17 protein-coding genes are annotated in these 18,355 nt (G+C 73.2%); 9 read left to right on the top strand and 8 right to left on the bottom strand.

The genetic code is table 11. The annotated features are described in order from the left end of the window. Window positions 1-123: 123 nt before the first annotated feature. Window positions 124-2,067, bottom strand: a complete 1,944-nt coding sequence (locus ACN27B_RS30445; protein ID WP_422742788.1) for an amylo-alpha-1,6-glucosidase — start codon at window positions 2,065-2,067, stop codon at window positions 124-126. A 42-nt stretch (window positions 2,068-2,109) separates the two neighbouring features. On the opposite strand from ACN27B_RS30445, the gene ACN27B_RS30440 reads away from it, so the two are divergent. Beyond that, window positions 2,110-4,812 carry an MGH1-like glycoside hydrolase domain-containing protein gene (locus tag ACN27B_RS30440; RefSeq protein WP_422742786.1) on the top strand — a complete coding sequence of 901 codons (2,703 nt, stop codon included), beginning with the start codon at window positions 2,110-2,112 and terminating at the stop codon, window positions 4,810-4,812. A gap of 37 nt (window positions 4,813-4,849) precedes the next feature. Here ACN27B_RS30440 and ACN27B_RS30435 read toward each other — a convergent pair whose 3' ends face one another. Next, window positions 4,850-6,181 (bottom strand): hypothetical protein, encoded by a 1,332-nt coding sequence (locus tag ACN27B_RS30435; RefSeq protein ID WP_422742784.1) that lies wholly within the window; start codon window positions 6,179-6,181, stop codon window positions 4,850-4,852. A gap of 199 nt (window positions 6,182-6,380) precedes the next feature. Between ACN27B_RS30435 and ACN27B_RS30430 the strand changes: the two genes are divergently transcribed. The 3 genes from ACN27B_RS30430 to ACN27B_RS30420 all read left to right on the top strand — a co-directional run bounded on the left by ACN27B_RS30430 (window position 6,381) and on the right by ACN27B_RS30420 (window position 8,948). Continuing rightward, a complete protein-coding gene (locus ACN27B_RS30430; RefSeq protein ID WP_422746137.1) occupies window positions 6,381-7,055 on the top strand; it encodes an HAD family hydrolase in 675 nt (224 codons plus the stop codon). Between the two features lie 22 nt (window positions 7,056-7,077). Next, entirely contained in the window at window positions 7,078-7,863 is a 786-nt protein-coding gene (locus tag ACN27B_RS30425) for a DUF4184 family protein (RefSeq protein WP_422742782.1), read from the top strand. A 377-nt stretch (window positions 7,864-8,240) separates the two neighbouring features. Then, window positions 8,241-8,948 (top strand): AMIN-like domain-containing (lipo)protein, encoded by a 708-nt coding sequence (locus tag ACN27B_RS30420; RefSeq protein ID WP_422742780.1) that lies wholly within the window; start codon window positions 8,241-8,243, stop codon window positions 8,946-8,948. A 21-nt stretch (window positions 8,949-8,969) separates the two neighbouring features. Here ACN27B_RS30420 and ACN27B_RS30415 read toward each other — a convergent pair whose 3' ends face one another. The 4 genes from ACN27B_RS30415 to ACN27B_RS30400 form a co-directional block, all read right to left on the bottom strand. Then, a complete protein-coding gene (locus tag ACN27B_RS30415; protein ID WP_422742778.1) occupies window positions 8,970-9,251 on the bottom strand; it encodes an SCO0607 family lipoprotein in 282 nt (93 codons plus the stop codon). A gap of 74 nt (window positions 9,252-9,325) precedes the next feature. Further along, window positions 9,326-9,601, bottom strand: a complete 276-nt coding sequence (locus ACN27B_RS30410; protein WP_099164469.1) for a hypothetical protein — start codon at window positions 9,599-9,601, stop codon at window positions 9,326-9,328. 47 nt (window positions 9,602-9,648) lie between these two features. After that, entirely contained in the window at window positions 9,649-10,080 is a 432-nt protein-coding gene (locus ACN27B_RS30405; protein WP_091573521.1) for a hypothetical protein, read from the bottom strand. 205 nt (window positions 10,081-10,285) lie between these two features. Beyond that, on the bottom strand, window positions 10,286-10,864 hold the full coding sequence (locus ACN27B_RS30400; protein ID WP_422742775.1) for a DsbA family protein: 579 nt from the start codon (window positions 10,862-10,864) through the stop codon (window positions 10,286-10,288). 208 nt (window positions 10,865-11,072) lie between these two features. On the opposite strand from ACN27B_RS30400, the gene ACN27B_RS30395 reads away from it, so the two are divergent. The 4 genes from ACN27B_RS30395 to ACN27B_RS30380 are packed head-to-tail and all read left to right on the top strand — an operon-like array spanning window position 11,073 to window position 15,404. Then, window positions 11,073-12,356, top strand: coding sequence for an ABC transporter substrate-binding protein (locus ACN27B_RS30395; RefSeq protein ID WP_099164471.1), 1,284 nt, complete (start codon window positions 11,073-11,075; stop codon window positions 12,354-12,356). Then, window positions 12,353-13,348 (top strand): carbohydrate ABC transporter permease, encoded by a 996-nt coding sequence (locus tag ACN27B_RS30390; RefSeq protein ID WP_422742773.1) that lies wholly within the window; start codon window positions 12,353-12,355, stop codon window positions 13,346-13,348. The genes ACN27B_RS30395 and ACN27B_RS30390 overlap by 4 nt, the downstream gene beginning before the upstream one ends. Window position 13,349: 1 nt before the next feature. Further along, window positions 13,350-14,186, top strand: a complete 837-nt coding sequence (locus ACN27B_RS30385) for a carbohydrate ABC transporter permease (protein ID WP_099164473.1) — start codon at window positions 13,350-13,352, stop codon at window positions 14,184-14,186. A 9-nt stretch (window positions 14,187-14,195) separates the two neighbouring features. After that, window positions 14,196-15,404, top strand: coding sequence for an ABC transporter ATP-binding protein (locus tag ACN27B_RS30380; protein WP_099164474.1), 1,209 nt, complete (start codon window positions 14,196-14,198; stop codon window positions 15,402-15,404). A gap of 366 nt (window positions 15,405-15,770) precedes the next feature. Here the strand turns inward: ACN27B_RS30380 and ACN27B_RS30375 are convergent, their stop codons facing one another. Both ACN27B_RS30375 and ACN27B_RS30370 read right to left on the bottom strand, forming a co-directional pair. Continuing rightward, window positions 15,771-16,874 (bottom strand): winged helix DNA-binding domain-containing protein, encoded by a 1,104-nt coding sequence (locus tag ACN27B_RS30375; protein WP_422742770.1) that lies wholly within the window; start codon window positions 16,872-16,874, stop codon window positions 15,771-15,773. 237 nt (window positions 16,875-17,111) lie between these two features. Then, window positions 17,112-17,603, bottom strand: a complete 492-nt coding sequence (locus ACN27B_RS30370) for a GNAT family N-acetyltransferase (protein ID WP_422742768.1) — start codon at window positions 17,601-17,603, stop codon at window positions 17,112-17,114. An 84-nt stretch (window positions 17,604-17,687) separates the two neighbouring features. Between ACN27B_RS30370 and wrbA the strand changes: the two genes are divergently transcribed. Next, window positions 17,688-18,305, top strand: a complete 618-nt coding sequence (gene wrbA / locus ACN27B_RS30365) for an NAD(P)H:quinone oxidoreductase (protein ID WP_091573528.1) — start codon at window positions 17,688-17,690, stop codon at window positions 18,303-18,305. The last annotated feature ends 50 nt before the right edge of the window (window positions 18,306-18,355 follow it).

Here is an 18,355-nt window from a genome sequence, read left to right as displayed (position 1 = left end):
CCCCCTTTGAGTTGTGGTGTCCCCGCCCCACGGCGTCGCCGCAGGGTTCCGGTGGGGTCGCCACCCATCCTGCCCAGGGGTCGATAACCAGCGGCGACGCGCCGGTTGCCGGTCTGTAACGCGTTACCGGCGGGCGCGCCGCGCGCGCAGCAGCTCCGCCACCGACCACGCCTGGAACGGGCACCCGGTGGCGGCGTGCGGCGCGGCGCCGTCGGCGGTCTCGCTGACCGAGCCGAGGCCCACCTCGGCGAGGTGGCCCTCCAGACCCACCAGCAGGTCGTCGGTGGGCAGGCCGGCCCGGCGGTACGCGTCCAGCAGCGGCCCGGTCAGCCACGGCCAGACCGTGCCCTGGTGGTAGGCGGAGTCCCGCTCGGCCGGACCGCCCCGGTGCCGCCCGACGAAACCGGGGGAGTCGGGGGCGAGGCTGCGCGGCCCGAGCGGGGTGACCAGCGCCTCGGCGACGCGGCGCAGCGTGGCCTCGTCCGGCTCCAGCGGCGCGTACGGCAGGGACCAGGCGAGCAGCTGGTTGGGGCGCAGCAGGTCGTCGTCGTGGTGCGCGGCGCCGCCCAGCGGGTAGGCGGGCGCCGGGGCGTCCACCACGTCGTGCAGCCAGCCGGCCGGCGCGGGGAAGCGGGAGCGGAACGACGTGATGGCCCGGGAGTGCAGGTCCCACAGCGCGCCGGCGTCCCGACCGGCCAGCTCGGTCAGCTCGGCGAGCCCGGCCAACCCGTTGACCCACAGCGCGTTGACCTCGACCGGCTTGCCGGTGCGCGGGGTCACCGGCACGCCGTACACGCGGGCGTCCATCCAGGTCAGCGCCACGTCCGGCGGGCCGCCCTGGGTGAGCAGCCCGTCGGCCGGGTCGACGCCGATGCCGTAGCGGGTGCCGGCCACGTGCGCCTCCACCACGCCGTGCAGCGCGGGCAGCAGCTCGTCGCCGAGGTCGGTGTCGCCGGTGACCGTGACGTGCCGGGCGACCGCGTGCAGGAACCACAGGGTGCCGTCGACCGTGTTGTGCTCGACCCGGCCGGTGTCGGCGGTGTTCGCCAGCATGCCCGCCGACAGCGTGCCCGCGTACGCCCGCAGCAGCTCGCGGCCCTCGTCGGCGCGGCCGGTGCAGAGGAACAACCCCTCGTAGGAGATCATCGTGTCCCGCGACCAGGCGCCGAACCAGGGGTAGCCGGCCACCACGTCCGGGCCGGTGGCGCCACGCACCACGAACGCGTCGGCGGCCAGCGCGAGCGTCGCCTCGACCGCGTCCTCGGGCTTCGCCGCGGCCACCACCGCGCGGTGGCGCCGCCGGGCCGCCTCGACGACGGCGGTGGCCGGCGGCGGCTCCTCGGCCAGGTCGTCCGCCCAGGCCAGCACTGTCACCGTCGCCCCCGGCTCGTCCAGCGCGCCGGAGAACCGACCGGCGTACCAGAGGTCCTCGTCCGGGTGCAGGCCGCGGACCGCCTCCTCCCGGTGGCGCACCCCGTGCCACCACTGGCCCTCCGGCGTCCAGTCCGGCCCGGCGAGCCGGAACGCGCCGTCGACCACCGCGCCGCCGGCCGCCGGCTCCAGCCGGGGCGCCGGACCGTCGGCCCGCCGCTCGCCGTGGGCGTCCCGCCAGGTGCAGGCCGCGGCCAGGTCCAGCCGGACCGGGCCGCCGGAGACCAGCCGGTGCACCACGGCGACGCACGACCGGCCGTACGTCATGGCGATCTCCCGCTCGATCACCACCTCGCCGATCCGCCACCGCCAGCGCGGCAGCCCGTCGGCCAGGTCGAAGCGTTCCAGCAGCTCGAAGCCGCGCGGGTCGACCACCCCGGAGGACCACTCGTGCGCGCCGAGCCGGACCTGCCGCCCCGACGGCAGGGTCACCGCCGGGTCGAGGCTGGCCAGTCCCACCTTGCGGGACGCGGGTGTTTCGCCCGCCACCACGAGCAGGCCGTGGTAGCGGCGGGTGCGCAGCCCGGCGACGGTGCCCATGGCGTAGCCGCCGCGCCCGTCCGTGACCAGCCATTCCCGGCCGGCGGACGCGGACAGGTCACCACAGACCTGCGGGCCGAAGCGGATGTCGATCAACTTTCCTCCACCGGCAGCGAGGTGTGACATGCCACGGCGACAATGGCCGCTGTGGAGAAGTACCCCGGAGGCGTCGAAGATGTGCGGGTGATCACCGACCGCCCGACCTCCGCGACCTCCGACCCCGAGCGGCACCGGCTCGCCCAGGCCGACGCCGGGGAGCAGGACTGGCGCGCATGGGGCCCCTATCTGTCCGAGCGGGCGTGGGGGACGGTACGGGAGGACTACAGCGAGCACGGCACGGCCTGGGACTACTTCCCCCACGATCATGCGCGGTCCCGAGCCTACCGGTGGAACGAGGACGGCATGGCGGGCGTCTGCGACGACCGGCAGACGTTCTGCTTCGGCCTGGCGCTGTGGAACGGGCGGGACCCGATCCTCAAGGAGCGCATGTTCGGCCTCGGCGGCGACGGCGGCAACCACGGCGAGGACGTCAAGGAGTACTGGTGGTACGAGGACTCCACCCCCACCCACTCCTTCATGCGGTGGCGCTACCACTACCCGCAGGCCGCCTTCCCGTACGACGAGCTGGTCGCGGTGAACGCGCTGCGCGGCCGGGACGACACCGAGTACGAGCTGGTGGACACCGGCATCTTCGACGACGACCGGTACTGGGCGGTCACCGTCGACTACGCCAAGGCGTCGCCGACCGACATGTGCCTCCTGGTCACCGTCGCGAACCGGGGTGACGAGGACGCCACCCTGCACGTGCTGCCCACGCTCTGGTTCCGCAACACCTGGGCCTGGGGGCTGCCCGGCGGCGAGCGGGTCCCGCGGCTGGTCGGCTCCGGCTCCCGGCTGGTCGGCGAGCACTGGGTGCTGGGCCAGCTGCTGCTGGAGGGCGACGGCGACCCGACCCCGCTGCTCTGCGACAACGAGACCAACGCCGAGCGGCTGTGGGGGCTGGCCGGGCGGTCCGCGTACCCGAAGGACGGCATCAACGACCACGTGGTGGCCGGCGCCGCCACCGTCAACCCGGAGCGCACCGGCACCAAGGGCGCGCTGCACTACGTGCTCGACGTGCCGGCCGGCGGGCAGCGGCAGATCCGGCTGCGGCTGACCCGCACCGCGCCGCCGCCGGCCGGCGACCCGCCCGCCCCGGCCGACCTCGGCGACGGCTTCGACACCGTGCTCTGGGCCCGGCGGGCCGAGGCCAACCGGTTCTTCGACAGCCTGATCCCGGCCGCCGCCACCGCCGACGAGGCCCTGGTCGCCCGTCAGGCGATCGCCGGGCTGATGTGGGGCAAGCAGTTCTACCACTTCGACGTCAAGCGGTGGCTGGAGGGCGATCCCGGCTCGTCGCCGCCGCCGGCCGGCCGCCGGCACGGGCGCAACAGCGCCTGGTGGCACATGAACAGCTTCGACGTGATCTCCATGCCGGACCCGTGGGAGTACCCCTGGTACGCGGCCTGGGACCTGGCCTTCCACTGCGTCACCATCGCCCGGGTGGACCCGGCCTTCGCCAAGGAGCAGCTGCTGCTCCTGCTCCGCGAGTGGTACCTGCACCCCAACGGCCAGATCCCGGCGTACGAGTGGGCGTTCGGGGACGTGAACCCGCCGGTGCACGCCTGGGCCGCGCTGAAGGTGTTCGAGATCGACGGCTCGCGGGACCACGAGTTCCTCGCCCGGGTGATGCACAAGCTGCTGCTCAACTTCACCTGGTGGGTCAACCGGAAGGACACCGGAGGCAACAACGTCTTCGAGGGCGGCTTCCTCGGGCTGGACAACGTCGGCCCGTTCGACCGCTCGGCCGCGCTGCCGGTGGCCGGGGTGCTGGAGCAGTCCGACGGCACCGGCTGGATGGGCATGTACGCGCTCAACCTGCTCGACATGGCGATCGTGCTGGCCGAGCACGACCGGGCCTACGTCGACACCGCGACGAAGTTCTTCGAGCACTTCGCGTACATCGCCGCGGCCGCGTTCGACCAAGGGCTGTGGGACGACGAGGACGCGTTCTTCTACGACGTGCTGCGGCTGGCCGACGGCACGCAGGTGCCGCTGAAGGTGCGCTCGGTGGTCGGGCTGCTGCCGCTGGCGGCGGTGACCCGGCTCACCGCCCGGACCATGCGCCGCCTGCCCGAGCTGGGCGCCCGGCTGCGCTGGTTCCTCACCAACCGTCCCGAGTACGCCGAGGTGATCGGCGCCCGCCGGCTCGGCCCGGACGGCCGTCAGCAGCGCCTGCTGTCGATGGTCGGCCCGGAGCAGGTGGTGCGGCTGCTGGCCCGGATGCTCGACACCGACGAGTTCCTCTCCGAGTACGGCCTGCGCACGCTCTCCCGCGCCCACCTGGACAAGCCGTTCACGGTCACGCTCGGCGGGCAGGAGTTCAGCGTCGGCTACGAACCGGCCGAGTCCACCAGCGGGCTGTTCGGCGGCAACTCCAACTGGCGCGGCCCGATCTGGATGCCGACGAACTTCCTGCTGATCAGCGCGCTGCGCGACTACGCCGCGTTCTTCGGCGACGACCTCCAGGTGGAATATCCGACCCGGTCCGGGGTCAAGCGCACCCTCGACGAGATCGCCGACGACCTGTCGGCCCGGCTGATCTCGCTGTTCACCCGGGACGGGTGGGGCCGGCGGCCGATCTACGGCGCCGCGCAGCTGTTCCAGACCCACCCGGACTGGCGGGACCTGATCTGCTTCCCGGAGTACTTCCACGGCGACAACGGCGCCGGTCTGGGCGCCTGGCACCAGACCGGGTGGACGGCGTTGGTCGCCGACCTGATCCTCACGCTGCGCCGCTGAGCGCGGGACGCGCCGGCTCCGGCGCGCCCCGCGCCGGCTAGGGCAGCGGGAGGAACGCCACCCGGGCGTGGTACTCGCGGGCGAACGTCTCGGTGTCGCTGCCCACCCACATGCCCCGGTCGGTGGCGTACAGCTCGGCGGTGCCGACGCCCCGCGCCTTGGTCGGGTTCCACGGCAGCGCCCGGCCGGTGGTCGGGTGGATCGCGCCGATGCCGGGCCGGGACACCGCGCCGGCGCCGGCGGAGTTGCGGCCCAGGGGGTTGTCCAGCCAGCGCTGGTGCCCGCCCACGTAGACCGCGGCGCCGGTGACCGCCACCGAGAGCAGCGTGTCGCCGCCGGTGTAGTTGGCCCAGGTCGGCTGCTTGCCGGCGGTGGCGGCGCCGAACTCGAACCGGGCCGCGGTGTCGCAGAGCGTGCCGGGGAACGGCCCGCCGGTGGTGACCACGACGAACCAGCTGCCGTCCGGCGCGATGTCGACGCCGCGCAGGTAGGCGGGCATCGTCCTGGCGCACGGCGGCTGGTAGCGGTCGGTGGACCAGCCGGAGAGCGTGGCCCCGGCGGCGGTCAGGTCGGCCACCGCGAGCTGGTGCCGCGCCACGCCCGCCACGGTGCTGAAGTTGCCGGCGAGGACCAGCTTCCGGCCGTCGGGGGAAACGTCCAGCGCCTCGACCTTGACCGGCGCGGTCGCCCCGGAGCTGGTCACCCGGGGTCCGGCCAGGCGCAGGTCCACCGACGGGTCCGCGGCGCCGGTGGTGGCGTCCACCGCCGCCAGGCCACGCCGGGTCACCCCGCCGACGGTCTGGAACGCGCCGCCGACGACCAGCCGACCGCCGACCAGGCGTACGTCGTTGACCTGGTTGTTGAGGGCCGGCGGGGTGAACCCGGCGACCCGGGCGCCGGTGGCCGCGTCGATTCGGGCCAGCCGGGACGCGGCCACGCCGCCGACGGTGGTGAACGCGCCACCGACGTAGAGCGAGCGGCCGTCCGGGGCGGCGGCCAGCGCCCGCACCGCGCCGTTGACCCGCGGCCGGAACGTGGTGTCGATCCGACCGGTGGTCGCGTCGAGGGCCACCAGCCGGGGCATCGCCAGCTGGGCCGACTGCCCGGCGTTGCGGACCGTGGTGAAGGTGCCGGCGAGGTAGACCCGGTTGCCGATCTGCAGGATCCGGTTCACCGTGCCGTCGAGCGCGTGCGGGGTCCAGTCGACCGGGTCGGCGCCGACCACGGTGGTGTGCGCGGCGTTGACGGCGAGCGCCGGAGTCGTCGGGAGCGCGCCGACCACGGCGGCGATCGTGGCCGCCACGGCGACGACCGCGCGTCGCCGGCGACGGGTGCGGGACGGTGGTGCTGGGGCGGATGCGGTCGTCATCGCCGAAGCATGCCGCCCGAGCAGGCGTTCCGCAGTCGGGTAGCCGCCCCTGACCGGCCGCCGAACGGCCGGTCCGCGTGCCCGACCGGTGGTGGGGCGAGGCCCCGTTCAACTCGGGTGTGGCCCGGGGTGGGCCGGAGTAGGGTGTGCGGGTCCACGAGGGGAGGGTGGTGTGACGCGACCGCGCCGGGAGGCCGCCGTGCTGGTCTTCGACGCCGACGACACGCTCTGGGAGAACAACGTCCTCTTCGAGCGGGTGATCGACGACTTCCTCACCTGGCTCGACCACCCCACCCTGGACCGGACGCAGATCCGGGCGGTGCTCGACGACATCGAGCGGGCCAACGCCGTGGCGCACGGCTACGGCAGCAAGGTGTTCCTGCGCAGCCTGGGCGAGTGCCTGGAGAAGCTGCGCGAACGTCCGGCCACCGGGCCGGAACGCGCCGAGATCGAGCAGCTCGCGGCGGCGCTGGTCGGGCACCAGGTCGAGTTGATGCCGGGCGTGGCGGAGACGCTGGACGACCTGGCGACCCGCCACGACCTGCTGCTGCTGACCAAGGGCGAGCGGGAGGAGCAGCAGCGCAAGCTCGACGCCTGCGGGCTGCTGCACCACTTCCGGGCGGCGCACATCGTGGCGGAGAAGGACGCGGACACCTACCGGTGGCTGGCTCGCCAACACGCGTTCGACCCGACGGCGGCGTGGATGATCGGCAACTCCCCGCGCTCGGACATCCTGCCCGCGCGCGCCGCCGGGATGAACGCCGTCTTCATCCCGAACGAGAACACCTGGGTGCTGGAGCACGAGGAACTCGACCCGACCGACCCCGGGGTGATTCGGCTGGCCACGTTCCCGGACCTGGTCCGGCACTTCTGACCCGGCCGGTAACGTCCGACAGGTGCCGCTCACCTTCCCGTCGCACCTCGCGCCGGTGCTGCCGCTGAAGCGGTGGCGGCCGCACTGGTTCGACGGGGTGGCGCTAGCCACCGGCGCGGTGGCGCCGGACGTCGCCTACCTGTTCAGCGGCACCCGCCTCGACCTCGGCCTGCGCACGCACACGCTGGGCGGGCTGCTCTGGTGGTGCCTGCCGGTCGCGCTCGCGTACGCCTGGATCGTCCGCCGGGTGGTCGCCGGCATCGCCGCGCACCTGCCCGCGCCGAGGTTCTTCGGCTGGCCGCAGTACGCCGCGTTGGCCGGCGTGCGGCATCCCTGGCAGGTCACCGTCTGCTCAGCCCTGATCGGCGCGTTCAGCCACGTCGCGTGGGACCGGATCAGCCACACCGAGCGCCTGCCCCGCCTGTTCGGCGTCGCGGACTTCCACGCCCTGACCGGGATGTACTGGTGGCAGTTCGCGGACGTGTTCGCCAGCCTCGGCGGCGGCCTGCTGGTGGTCGTCCTGGCGCTGCACGACGCGCGTCGCGGCGCGATCTTCGACGGCGTGCCCCCGCCCGCGCCGCCGACGAACCGGCTCGTGTTCTGGCGGGTGGCCCTGGCGGTCACCGGTCTGGGGGCGCTGCTGCTGCCCGGGCTGCCGGCGGCCACCATCCCCGCCCCGGCCGGCGTGCGGGTGCTGCACCTGGGGGCGCTGGCTCTCGTCGCCGGCGCGGCGGCGGCCCGGTCCGCGCCGCCGCGGCGGGCCGATCGCGGTCGGCGTCTCGAAGACGAACAGCGCCCGGTCGGCTGACCCTGTTACGTCGACATGCCGCATTTCGGCATTGACATCAATCACAGCCGCAGGGGTGCGGTCGAAGCTTGTCCGACCTGCGCGGACCTGCCTAACCTGAGCCGGCGTCCACGCCTCGTCGGGGTGAGTCGGGGGCGCACCGGAGTCCGGTGGTGTGAGCACCGTGGAGCTGAGTGCGGGCAGACCGGCTCGCCGTGCGGAGCCCGGCGTGGGCGGCGTGCCACGCCCGTCGTGTTCCCACGGCGTAGACCGTTACCACGCCGGACGGCCGGGGTCAGGGCCGGGGAGTTGCGGACCCGGTCCTGACCCGTCCGGCCGACCGGAATCCGGGCGGGACGCCTCTGGTGCGCGCGCCGGTCACGGAGCGACACTGAGTCATGACACCTCAGCGCGTACCGCTGCTCGCCGGGCTGGTCGTGCTGCTCGCGGCGGCCTGCACCTCGACCGGCCACGACGGCGCGAACCCGGCGCCCCCGGCGACGTCCGCCACCGCGGCGTCGCCGGTCACGACCGCCGCCGCGTCCCCTCCCGCGGCGACCACCCCACCCACCGCGACCGACCCGTCGGCGACCGCCGGTTCCTGGCGGGTGACCTGGGGCTGGGCGGTGCCCGGCTCGCCCGCCCGGGTGACGCATCCGGTGCGCGTCCCGGTGACCCCGGCCCCCGGCGAACCGCTGCCCGTGCTGGTGTCGGTGCAGACCGGCGACCACCCCGCGGAGGGGTTCAGCCGGATCACCTTCGCCTTCCGCGGGCCCACCCCGTCGTACCAGGTCGGCTACGTCCCGCAGGTGGTGACCGAAGGGCGTGGCGCGCCGGTCACCCTGCCCGGCACGGCGTACCTGTCGGTGCGGTTCGAACCGGCGCAGGCGCACGACGCCCGGGGCGGTGGGACGGCCGACGTGCCGCCGGCGGCGATCGGCTACCCGACGCTGCTCGGATGGGCGGCGGCCGGCGACTTCGAGGGGCACCTGAGCTTCGGGCTCGGCCTGCGGCCGCCGGACGGTGGGCGGTTGCCGGTGCGGCTAAGCGAGTCGACCCGGCCGGACGGCACCCACGTCGTCTCCGTCGACGTCCGGCGGGCCTGACCGCCGGACCCGCCGGTCGGCTCAGGTCTCGATGACGGCGCCGTTCTCGTCGATGCCGTGGGTCCGCCAGTAGACGTCCCACTCGTCGTCGACGTGCCGCGGCACCTTGTCCGGCGGGAAGCGCACGTACGGGGCGGTCGGCTCCTCCCCGTCGGGGAGACACGCCCGGCCGCCGCCCGGGCCGACCGCGATGACCGGGTACTCACCGTCGGCGCAGATGCTCTCCCGGTAGGAGCACCCGGTGGTGAGCATGAGCACGCTCAGCCCGACGGTGGCGAGGACGACCACGATTCGAGTTCGCACGCGGAGAATTCTCGTCGCCCCGCGCGCGTCCGCCATCGGTACGCGTACTCACCTTCGCCGGCGGGACCGCCGGCTCAGCCGGCCTCGCCCCGGACGATCGCCACCGCGACCCGACAGAACTCGTCCATGTCGGGCTGGAAGCCGGCGGCGATGTCCGGGTGCAGGCCGGCGCGGGTCTCGTCGAGCAACCGACGGCAGACGTCCTCGACCGGCTCGCCCGCGTAGCTGGCACGGACCCGGTCGGCGGCCGCCTGCAGGGCCGAGGTCAGCTGATCCTCCAGCGGGCCGCGCAGCTTCTGCTGCACAGGGTCGAGCCCGCTCGGATCGAGCGTGACATGTGGCTCCGACATCGGCGCTCCCTTCGTCGGCGTCCGCGGTACCCCACCGCGGGCGTCGGTCAAACCATCGTCGGTACGGCCGCGACCCGGACCTGGTAGGAGAACTCCTCCGCCGGCTCCTCGGCGTACGACAGCCGGCGGATCTGCCGGTCGTCGGCCCAGAGGGCGACGTCGACCAGCACCCCGAGGTGGGCGAGGCCGATGTTGGCCACCCGCTTCTTGTCCTGCAGCACCGCGCACACCCCGCCGAGCAACGTGCTGGCGTCGGAGGTGCGGTGCCCGGGCGGGCAACGCAGGGTCAGGTCCACCTCGATCGGACCGGCGAGCGGGGTCCACCCGGTGCGCTGGGCCGCCGTGCAGGCGGCCTGGAGCAGCGCGCGGACCCTCGTCGCCTGCCGGTGCCCGGCGGCGAAGATGGACAGGGCCTCGGTCTTGACCGGGGGCAGGCCGCTCACCTCGAACGTCAGGGCGAGAGCGCGGGTGTCCTGCACGACGGCACCTCCTCGGGGGGAATCCTGCCCAACCGGTACGCGAGCAGACGGCAGTTCCCGCGAGAACCAACCGATCGGGCGGGCGGTGGGGGACGGCCGGCGGCGTATCGACATCGGCGGCGACGCGCTGGCTACGGAGCTAGGGAAACGCTAGTCGAGTCGACTGACGCTGGGTAGTCTCCCCGCTCACGGAGTGGGACGGCGGTCAGCGGCGCGCGCGCTTCAGCTCGTGGAACGTCTCCAGACGCAGCAGCGGCAGCATCGAGTCCCAGATCGTCACGGCGTCCTCGACGCCGGGGACCTCGGTCAGGATCGGGCCGTGGATGCCCCGGCGGGCGTCCGGCACCATCAGCACCGGCGAACCGATGTCCGGGCCGGCCGAGCCGTACGCCAGGGCGTGCGACGCGTGGACCGCCTCGTCCCAGCTCTCGTCGTCGAGCGCCGGCGCCACGTCCGCCAGGCCGGCCGCGTCCACCGCCGCCGCGACGACGCGGTCGCCGAGCGGGTCGCCGGCGTCGTGGCTGCGCGTGCCCAGCTCCGTGTACAGGCGGCCCGCGTCGTGGTGGCGGCCCTGCGCGCGCAGCGCCTCCACCAGCCGCAGCACCCGCCCGGAGGCCGCCATCGCCTCGGCGTACTCCGGGGCGGTCTGCCCCCCGTTGAGGATGGCCAGGCTGAACGCCCGCCACTCGACGCCCAGCCCGCGCGCCTCGGCGACGGCGACCAGCCAGCGGGAGGTGCGCCAGGTCCACGGGCACACCGGATCGAAGAAGAAGGTGGCGTCCATCACCCCAACCTAGGGCGGGGGGCGCCGGCCCGCAGCGCGGCGGTCACCGTCACGTGACCGTCATGTTTCGCTTCGTCGCAGGTCGGGCACGTTCAGCCGCACGAAACGCCCGGGGCGTCGGGCGGACAGGCCGGTGCCTCGACCGTCTCGCCGTGCGCCGGGGCACGGGTGACCTCCCCGGTTCTTCGCCGAAGAGAGGGGGAGGGTGATGACGACAGTCCCCGACACGGCCGCACGGCGGCCGGTGAGACGCGCGGCGGCCGCCGCCGCCGCGCTGGCGTTGGTGGCCCCGCTGGCTGCCTGCGGGTCCGGCGGCGACGGCGGCACGCCCACGATCAACCTGTACTACCCGCCCGAGCAGAACCTGCAGAAGGTGGTCGACGACTGCAACGCGCAGGCGCAGGGGCGGTACCGGATCTCCTACCGGGTGCTGCCGCGGGAGGCCGACGAGCAGCGGGTGCAGATGGTGCGCCGGCTGGCGGCGCAGGACACCGGCATGGACGTGCTCGGCCTGGACGTCACCTGGACCCAGGAGTTCGCCAGCGCCGAGTGGATCCGGGAGTGGACCGGCCAGGACAAGGCCGAGGTGGAGCAGGGCACGCTCGAGGGCCCGCTGGACACCGCCCGGTACGAGGACAGGCTCTACGCCGCGCCGAAGAACACCAACGTGCAGCTGCTCTGGTACCGGTCCGACCTGGTGTCGCAACCGCCGAAGACCTGGGACGAGATGATCTCCGCGGCCCAGCAGCTCAAGCAGCAGGGCAAGCCGTACCAGGTGCTCACCATGGGCGCCCAGTACGAAGGGCTGGTCGTCCTCTACAACACGCTGGCCGAGAGCGCCGGCGGGAAGATCCTCAGCGACGACGGCAAGAAGGCGGTGATGGACGCCGGGACCGTGCGCGCGCTGGAGCAGCTCAAGACGTTCGCTACCTCCGGCGTGACCTCGGCGTCGTTCAGCAACGCCGTCGAGGACCCGGTGCGGCTGGAGTTCCAGTCCGGCGGCGGCGCGTTCCAGGTGAACTGGCCGTACGTGTATCCGGCCCTGCAGGAGGCCGCCCCGGAGCTGGCGAAGAACGTGAAGTGGGCGCGGGTGCCGGGGATCGAGGCGGGCTCCCCGAGCAAGGTGACCATCGGCGGGATCAACCTGGCGGTCAGCACCTACTCGAAGCACCCGACCGAGTCGTTCGAGGTGGCCCGGTGCCTGCGCAACGCCGAGCACCAGAAGTTCTCTGCGGTCAACGACGGCGTCCCCCCGACCATCGAGGCGGTCTACGACGACCCGGAGATGGACGAGGCGTACCCGATGAAGGAAACCATCCTGGAGGAGCTGAAGGAGCCGGCGGTGCGACCGCTGACGCCCGCGTACCAGAGCATCTCCACGGTGATGTCGGCGATCCTGTCGCCGCCGTCGGCGATCCAGCCCGAGCAGACCGCCGACCGACTGCGCGGGGCGATCGCCGACGCGCTGGAGTCGAAGGGGGTTCTGCCATGAGCGTGAACGCGAGCCCGGCCGGCGCCGAGGCCGCCGTCGAGGCGGAGGAGTCGACCGGCCGGCACGCCGCCGTGCCGGCCCAGCGGGCCCGACGCGGCTCCCGCGCCCCGTTGAGCGAGAACAAGCGCGCCGAGCGGCGGCTCGGCTGGCTGCTGTGCGCGCCGGCCGCCCTGGTCATGGTGGCGGTCACCGCGTACCCGATCCTGTACTCGGTCTGGCTCTCCCTGCAACGCTTCGACCTGCGGTTCCCGGACGAGCGGCAGTTCGTCGGGCTGGAGAACTACGTCACCGTGCTGAGCAACGACTTCTGGTGGACCGCGTTCGGGGTGACCGCCCTGATCACCGTGGTCACCGTCGCGGTCGAACTGGCGCTCGGCATGGGCCTGGCGCTGATCATGCACCGGACGCTGGTCGGGCGCGGCATCGTGCGCACCGCGGCGCTGATCCCGTACGGCATCGTCACGGTGGTCGCGGCGTTCTCCTGGCGGTACGCCTGGACGCCCGGCACCGGCTACCTGGCGAACCTGTTCGACGGCAGCGCGCCGCTGACCGAGCGGGCCAGCTCGCTGGCGATCATCATGCTGGCGGAGATCTGGAAGACCACCCCGTTCATGGCGCTGCTGCTGATGGCCGGGCTGGCGCTGGTGCCGGAGGACCTGCTCAAGGCGGCCTCCACCGACGGCGCGACGGCGTGGCAGCGGTTCACCAAGGTGATGCTGCCGGTGATGAAGCCGGCGATCCTGGTCGCGCTGCTGTTCCGCACGCTCGACGCGTTCCGGGTCTTCGACAACATCTTCGTGCTCACCAACGGCGGCAACGAGACCTCGTCGGTGTCGATGCTCGCCTACAACAACCTGATCCGGGGCCTCAACCTCGGGATCGGCTCCACGATGTCGGTGCTGATCTTCATCACCGTGGCGATCATCGCCTTCGTCTTCGTGAAGCTGTTCGGCACCGCTGCCCCCGGCAGCGACGATGGGGAGAGGCGCTGACATGGCCGTGGAAACCACCACACGGGCGAAGCTGCGTTGGGGCGTGCTCGACCTCGTGGTCGTCGTCTTCGCGCTGGTGCCGGTGCTCTGGATCGCCTCGCTGTCGTTCAAGACCCCGGCCACGCTCACCGACGGCAAGTTCTGGCCGCGGGAGTGGACCCTCGACAACTACCGGACGATCTTCGACACCGACCAGTTCGTCCGGGCCCTGGTCAACTCGATCGGCATCGCGCTGATCGCCACCCTGATCGCGGTGGTGCTCGGCACGATGGCCGCGTACGCGATCTCCCGGCTGGACTTCCCGGGCAAGAAGCTGCTGGTCGGGGTGTCCCTGCTGATCGCGATGTTCCCGCAGGTGTCACTGGTGTCGCCGCTGTTCGAGATCGAGCGTCAGCTCGGCCTCTTCGACACCTGGCCCGGCCTGATCCTGCCGTACATCACGTTCGCGCTGCCGCTGGCGATCTACACGCTGTCGGCGTTCTTCAAGCAGATCCCGTGGGACCTGGAGAAGGCGGCCAAGATGGACGGCGCCACCCAGGGGCAGGCGTTCCGGCGGGTGATCGCCCCGCTGGCCGCGCCGGGCGTGTTCACCACGGCCATCCTGGTCTTCATCTTCTGCTGGAACGACTTCCTGTTCGCGATCACGCTCACCTCGACCGAGCGGTCCCGCACGGTCCCGGTGGCCCTGCAGTTCTTCACCGGCGAGTCGCAGTTCGAGGACCCCACCGGGGCGATCTGCGCCGCCGCCGTGGTGATCACCGTGCCGATCATCCTGTTCGTGCTCTTCTTCCAGCGCCGCATCGTCTCCGGTCTGACCTCCGGCGCAGTCAAGGGATAGGTGGTAACAGTGGCTGACATCGTGCTGGACAAGGTGAGCAAGCGGTTCCCGGACGGGACCACCGCGGTGCGGGACGTCGACCTGGAGATCGCCGACGGCGAGTTCGTCATCCTGGTCGGCCCCTCGGGCTGCGGAAAGTCGACCACCCTCAACATGATCGCCGGGCTGGAGGACATCAGCTCCGGTGAGCTGCGCATCGCGGGGCAGCGGGTCAACGACAAGGCGCCCCGGGACCGGGACATCGCCATGGTCTTCCAGTCGTACGCGCTCTACCCGAACATGACCGTGCGGGAGAACATGGCGTTCCCGCTGCGGTTGGCGAAGATGGACAAGGAGACCATCAACCAGAAGGTCGACGAGGCCGCCAAGGTGCTGGAGCTGACCGCGCTGCTGGACCGCAAGCCGGCCAACCTCTCCGGCGGCCAGCGGCAGCGGGTGGCGATGGGTCGGGCGATCGTGCGCCAGCCCAAGGCGTTCCTGATGGACGAGCCGCTGTCCAACCTGGACGCCAAGCTGCGGGTGCAGATGCGGACCGTCGTGTCCCGGCTGCAGAAGCAGCTCGGCACCACCACGGTCTACGTGACCCACGACCAGACCGAGGCGATGACCCTGGGCGACCGGGTGGTCATCATGCGCGGTGGCGCGGTGCAGCAGGTCGGCCCGCCGCAGGAGCTGTACGACAACCCGCGCAACCTCTTCGTCGCCGGGTTCATCGGCTCCCCGTCGATGAACTTCTTGCACGCCGCGGTGGAGGAGGGGCGGCTGCGCACCGCGCTGGGTGACGTGCCGATCGGCGAGCGGATCCGCCGCGAGCTGGAGGCCGGCGACGCGCCCCGCGAGCTGATCCTCGGCGTCCGGCCGGAGCACTTCGAGGACGCCGCGCTGATCGACGACGAGACCCGGGCCCGGGGCCTGGAGTTCGAGGCGCCGGTCGACATCGTCGAGTCGATGGGGTCGGACAAGTACGTCTACTTCACCGTCGAGGGGGAGCGGGCCAGCGCCGCCGAGCTGGAGGAGCTGGCCGCCGACGCGGGCGCCTCCGACTTCGCCGGGGCCGGGTCGAGCCTGGTGACCCGCCTGTCGGCGGAGTCGCCGGTGCGCGAGGGCGAGACCCGCCGGGTGTGGTTCAACCTGGAGAAGATCCACCTGTTCGACCCGGGCAGCGGCCGTAACCTGACCCTGCACGAGGGCCGGGCGGCCGGCGCGCTGGCCGACTGAGCACGCTCACGCGCAAGGGCCGGTGGCTTTCCGTCGCCGGCCCTTGCGCTGCCCGTCCCCGGCCCTCCTCCTTCTCGCAATCCTGTCGAATCACCGCGAAACAGGAACCACAACCCCAAGATCGTCGCAACCCGGGATCGGGGCGGGGCTGTCCGCCTCAAGAGCGAGCGCCGCGTTCCCAGGTCTGGTGTCGATGGCGCACCGCCCTGCGGCAATTCCGCCGATCATGGAGTTGTGGCACCTTGCAAACCGGGTCGGAAGGGTGTGAACCGGGAACCACAACTCCAAGATCGGCGGCCCGAGCGCGGGCGAAGGGGCCCGAGATCGGCGTGATCCGGGGTGGGCGGCGGGACGTTCGGCTGCCGCTCACCAGGAGTGGCGCAGCTCCAGCCCGAGGAAGCGGGCGTAGCCGGCCAGGGCCGCGTCGACCCGGGCGCGCAACGCGGCGTCGAACGGCACGAGCTGCCGCACCGTCACGGTCACCGCGCTCCTGCCCAGCGTGCGCTTCCAGGTGCCGACCACCCGGCCGTCGCGCACGACCGTGGACTGGAACATCCCGTTGTTGCCGGGCACCACGGCGTCGCCGTGCGCCGGGTCGAGCATCAGCGAACGGTCCTTGAAGCCGAGCAGGTACTCGTCGAAACCGGGCAGCGTGTGCACGTCGTCGACCGGCGCGCGGGGCGCGTCGAGCAGCGCGGCGTCGACCACCGCCGCCTCGCCGTCGACCTCGACCGGCGCGAGCAGGTCACCGGCCAGCGCGACGGCCCGGGTGGCGTCGGTGACGGTGAGCCCGCTCCAGCGGGCCAGCTCGTGCCGGGTCACCGGACCGTGGCCGCGCACGTAGCGGTGGGCCAGCATCGCCAGCGCCTCGTCCCGCTCCGGGCGGTGCGGGTCGGGCACCCACTCGTCGAGCAGCACGAACGTCTGCTCGGCGCCGACGTGCGGGGCGATGCAGGTGATGCCGCGCTGGCTGGCGTACCAGAGCAGGTGGTAGCCGCGCTGGCCGGAGGTGTCCAGCCCGGCGTCGCGCAGCGCGGCCAGGCAGTCGGTGCGGCTGAGCCGACCGCCGCCGGACAGCGCCTCGCCGAGCACGTCGCCGGCCTGGTCGCCGTCGGCGACGGTGAGCCCGAGCTGACGCCAGCGGCCGGCGACGGTGGCCAGCGCCCGCACGCCGGTGACCGCCAGCATCCAGTGCGCGTCGCGCGCCGGCACCAGGTGCACCGTGCCCCGCATCGGCCAGGTGCGCAGCGCCTCGCGCCGCTCCAGCGCCGCCCGCACGTCGTCCTGGGTCCGGCCGGGCAGGCGTGCGCCGAGCGACCACAGCCCGCTGGCGGCGTCCTGTGCCTGCATGGCGCCGAACCACTCGACCACGTCGGCCACGCGAGCGAGCCGGGCGACGGGATGCGGGCGCAGCAGCAGGCTGGTCATCCGCAGGGCGAGGGCCTCGGCGCGGCTGAGACGTAAGGGCACGGGCGGCCTCCCGTCGGCGGGTGGACGGTCAGCATAGGCCCGGCGTCCGACAGCACCGGGCGGACCGGACCGCCCCTGATCGCGCTGCGCCGGCCACGCTGCCGACGGAGCGCGATCCCCCGTTCAGGTTCCCGGCGCGGGGGCGGCGGTCGGCCGGCGCCGGTGCGACCAGGATCCCCGGCGCGCGCGGGCGGAAGGCCGGTTGCCCGCGGAACTTGCGCAAATCTTGAGCCGCGCTCAGTCCAGCCGCCGGTACATCACCAGCAGGTCGACGTACCCGTGGGCCGGGTGGCGGAAGCCCTCCGGCACCCGGCCGACCACCGCGAAGCCCAGCGACCGCCACAGCCGTACGGCCCGGGTGTTGTTGGCCACCACGGCGTTGAACTGCATGGCCCGGTAGCCGTCCGCGCGGGCGGCCGCGAGCACGTGCGCGGCGAGCGCCCGGCCGACGCCCCGTCCGGCGGCGGCCGGGGCGACCATGAAGCCGGCGTTGGCCACGTGGTCCCCGGGGCCGGCCTGGTTCGGCCCCAGCTTCGCCGAGCCGAGCACCGTGCCGTCCGGGTCCACCGCGACCACGGTCCGCCCGGGCGGCGCCGCCATCCACAGCGCGCGGGCCTGCTCCTCGGTCACGTCGCGCGGCCAGGTGTACGTCTCGCCCGCCGCCACGATCTCCCGGAGGAACGGCCAGATCAGCGGCCAGTCGGCGGCGGTCGCGGGGCGGATCTCCACCCGCCGATCATGCCCGCCCGGAGTTTGACGCGACAAGTAACGGGTAGTCGCCGGAGCTGACCCGAATCGAGGAGGAAACGTCTGATGGATGGCCAGGTCAAGGTCGCGGTGATCTACTACAGCGCGACCGGCATCACCTACCAGATGGCGCAGTCGGCGGTCGAGGCGGCCGGGGAGGCCGGCGCCGAGGTGCGTCTGCGCAAGGTGCGTGAGCTGGCGCCCGACGAGGCGATCCGCTCCAACTCGGGCTGGCAGGCGCACCGGCTGGAGACGCAGGACGTGATGGAGGCGCAGCCGGACGACCTGTCGTGGGCCGACGTGGTGATCATGGGCTCGCCGACCCGGTACGGCATGATCGCCGCGCAGCTCAAGCAGTTCATCGACACCACCGGCCCGCTCTGGGCGCAGGGCGCGCTGGCGGACAAGGTGTACACCGGCTTCACCTCGACCGCGACCTCGCACGGCGGCCAGGAGGCGACGTTGCTGTCGCTGTACACGGTCTTCTACCACTGGGGTGGCATCGTGGTGACCCCCGGATACACCGACCCCAGCCAGTTCGTCGCCGGCAACCCCTACGGCGCCTCGCACACCAGCAACAACGGTGAGGTCGCCCCGGACCACGTGGCCCTGGCCGCCACCGCGTTGACCGCCAAGCGGGCCGTGCTGATGGGCGCCGCGCTGAAGAAGGGCATGGCCGGCTGACCGACCCGGCTGGGCGGCCGGTGGCCGGACGGGGGCTCTCGAACCCGTCC

It is taken from the genome of Micromonospora sp. WMMD754, assembly GCF_049315235.1.
Classification (GTDB): Bacteria; Actinomycetota; Actinomycetes; order Mycobacteriales; family Micromonosporaceae; genus Micromonospora; species Micromonospora sediminicola.
Note: the sequence above shows the minus strand (reverse complement) of the source record. Positions and strands in the feature narration are given on the sequence as shown.